Source organism: Candidatus Hydrogenedentota bacterium (assembly GCA_019695095.1).
Classification (GTDB): Bacteria; Hydrogenedentota; Hydrogenedentia; order Hydrogenedentales; family SLHB01; genus JAIBAQ01.
In genome coordinates, this window is sequence record JAIBAQ010000384.1 from 1 (window position 1) to 2,793 (window position 2,793).

Below are 2,793 nucleotides of genomic sequence, written 5' to 3' on the forward strand. Positions count from 1 at the left end.
GCCGATGCCTTCAATGCTGCCAGTCTTATAGGCATCCGATTTTGATGCGAGGTCCGCGTTCCACTTGGCGTCTTTATCTTCCGCTTCTTTGGTTGCCGCGGCATCTGCGGCCTTGTCCGCCTCCATCTGCTGCTTCGCCGCTTCCTGCTCGGCGGCCTTGCGCTCCGCGAATGCTTCCTGCCCGGTCGCCCGTTGCGAGTTTATGCGTTCAATTGCTTCCGGTGAGATCCGGCCGGAGAGGGCGAAGGTGCCCGAGGGATAAATTTCAATGAGTTCGCCATGACGGTCCCGCACCTCGATGGTCCCGTCTTTTCTTCCTTTTACGGATAGTGGTGCCCGGTCCGGGTTGTGGCTTTCGCGCTGGAACAGCGTCCGCAGGTCGACGGCTGGTCGGTATTGCGGTTCCTGCCGCACCGGGGCCGAGCCCGCGGGCTTTGCCGTTGTGCTTTCGGGCGTGGTAGCGGAGCCGGTGTTGGGGTCGGAAACTTGCGCGAAGGCTGTAAGGGGCATCAATGCGAGCAGAAAGACAAGCCCCGCGCCAAAGGCGATACGGCGTGCGCGTCGAATTACTTGCGTGCGTCTCATTGGGGCAATATCTCCAGGTTCCGGTTCAGCGACATGGTGTGCCTCCTTTGTATTATAACGCAAGTTTTCGTTCGGGTTGGTCCCTATTGGGTCAATGTCATCACCGCGAGTTCGTCCCGGTGTTGCTCGGCCTGCCAGAGGTCGTACTGCATCTGCTGGTTCATCCAACTTTCGGAAGTGGTTTTAAAGGCGATGGAGAGTCGCACGGCCATTTCGGGGCTGATGCCCGCGCGGCCATTCAGGATGCTGGAGAGCGTCTTGCGGCTTACTCCAAGGGCCTTGGCGGCATCGGTGATGCTGAGATTGAGCGGTTCGAGGCAAAGTTCCCTGAGGACCTCGCCGGGGTGGGGTGGGTTATACATCATCATAATGGCGCCTCAATGGTAGTCTTCGTAGTCGACGTGGATCGCGTCTGCACCTTCGAATTGAAACGTGACCCGCCAATTGCCGCTTACCTGTACGGACCACGTTCCGCGCCGTGCGCCCCGCAACTCATGCAGGTGCAATCCGGGCAGATTCATGTCTCGCGGGCAGGTGGAGGCATTCAAGCGGCCCAGGATAAGGCGCAACCGCACAGCGTGAGCCGACTGAATACCCGTCGTCGATCCGCGCCGGAAGAAGCGTTCCAATCCCTTGTGCTTGAAACTCGCAATCACGGTGTCATTGTAACGCGATACGTTACAGGTTGCAAGTTCCCGCATGTCCACAAGGGTGGGTGGTCCCAACGATTGCAGACAGCGAGCCCTTCTGGCGCAATTGCGATCCCGACATCGGTTGGGTTCTAATCTCTCCAGTCGGTGCAATTGGTGCAGTTCTGCTTTCCCCCTTACGCGAGGAACGTCATGCCTTCGAACATCAAGCTTCGCCTGTCCGTTTTCATGTTTCTGCAGTACTTCACCTGGGGGTGCTGGTATGCCAGCATGGGGGCCTACCTGACCAACACGTTGAAATTCACGGGCGGAGAGATCGGCCTGGCGTATGGGGCCTTTGCGGTCGGTGCGATGATTTCGCCGTTTTTTGTCGGCCTCGTCGCCGACCGCTACTTCGCCACGGAGAAGTTACTTGGGGTTCTGGGGGTGCTCGGTGGGGTCCTGCTCGTTCTGCTGCCGCGGATGACGGCGTTTCCGCCGTTCTACGCCCTGCTTATTGTGTATTGCGCCACCTACGTGCCCACGCTTGCCCTCGGCAACTCGCTATCGCTGCATCAACTGCCGGATGCGAAGAAGGACTTTCCCCAGGTGAAGGTGCTTTCCGCCGTGGGCTGGGTGGCCGCCGGGCTGGTGGTTACCGCGTGCCAGGCGGAGCAGGTCGCCCTGCAGTTCTATCTCGCCGGTGCTACGTCGGTCGTGCTGGGGCTCTATTCGCTGACCCTGCCGCATACGCCGCCGAAGAAGGTGGGCGAGAATGTCCCCCTGCGGGAGATCCTTGGGCTGGACGCGCTTGGCCTGCTGAGGAAGCCTTCGTTCGCCATTTTTATCGGGTGCATGTTCCTCATCTGTATCCCGCTCTACTTCTATTTCGTTAATGTGGGGATCTACCTCACCGAAAGCGGCTGGCCCAACTTCGCCCGTGCGCTCACCCTGGCGCAGGTGTCTGATGTGGTGTTCTTGCTGCTCCTGCCGCTCATGCTGCACCGGCTGGGTTACAAAAAGACCATCGCCCTCGGGATTATCGCCTGGGCCACGCGCTATTTCCTGCTCGCGCAGAGCGTCAACGCGGCCACCCTGGCCACGTCGTTCATCATCGGCGCGATCTTGTTGCACGGCGTCTGTTATGACTTCCTGTTCATCGCCGGACAACTCTACGTCGACGAAGAGTGCAACGAACGGATGCGTGGGGCGGCCCAGGGCTTCATCGCGTTTATTTTGTGGGGAGTCGGTGCGTTCGTCGGCACGTTGTTGGCCGGGAAAGTGATGGAGGCGCACGTACTCGCGGAGCCGGTGAACGGCTTCGTGCACGACTGGCATGCCATCTGGCGCATACCTGCCTGGGGGGCGGTTGGCGTGCTGGCGGTGTTCGCGTTGTTTTTCCGTGGGCCGGGGAAGGGGTTGTCGGAGGCCGTTGAGGAGGAGGAGGTACTTGTTGTGGCGGATGATCCGGCGGTTTGAGTTCCGTTGTAGCGATCTCGGCTGGTGGCGTCGTTGGACTTCTTGTGATAGGATTGAAGCGAGGTGAAGTCAATGGCCATCAACGACGTTCAATATATAA

4 protein-coding genes are annotated in these 2,793 nt (G+C 59.6%); 1 reads left to right on the forward strand and 3 read right to left on the reverse strand.

The features are described 5' to 3' along the window. From K1Y02_26675 to K1Y02_26685, 3 genes are all read right to left on the reverse strand, one after another. Window positions 1-585, reverse strand: a 585-nt coding sequence (locus tag K1Y02_26675; protein MBX7259968.1) for a hypothetical protein, incomplete at its 3' end; no start/stop codon positions are given. An 83-nt stretch (window positions 586-668) separates the two neighbouring features. After that, window positions 669-953 (reverse strand): HigA family addiction module antidote protein, encoded by a 285-nt coding sequence (locus tag K1Y02_26680; protein MBX7259969.1) that lies wholly within the window; start codon window positions 951-953, stop codon window positions 669-671. A 9-nt stretch (window positions 954-962) separates the two neighbouring features. After that, entirely contained in the window at window positions 963-1,241 is a 279-nt protein-coding gene (locus tag K1Y02_26685; GenBank protein MBX7259970.1) for a type II toxin-antitoxin system RelE/ParE family toxin, read from the reverse strand. A gap of 186 nt (window positions 1,242-1,427) precedes the next feature. Here K1Y02_26685 and K1Y02_26690 point away from each other — a divergent pair, with 186 nt between their 5' ends. Continuing rightward, window positions 1,428-2,693, forward strand: a complete 1,266-nt coding sequence (locus tag K1Y02_26690; GenBank protein ID MBX7259971.1) for an MFS transporter — start codon at window positions 1,428-1,430, stop codon at window positions 2,691-2,693. The last annotated feature ends 100 nt before the right edge of the window (window positions 2,694-2,793 follow it).

Bases quoted from the DNA above. Each gene is read 5' to 3' on its own strand.
- K1Y02_26690 (MBX7259971.1), top strand. From the start codon at position 1,428: ATGCCTTCGAACATCAAGCTTCGCCTGTCCGTTTTCATGTTTCTGCAG.
- K1Y02_26680 (MBX7259969.1), bottom strand. From the start codon at position 953: ATGATGATGTATAACCCACCCCACCCCGGCGAGGTCCTCAGGGAACTT.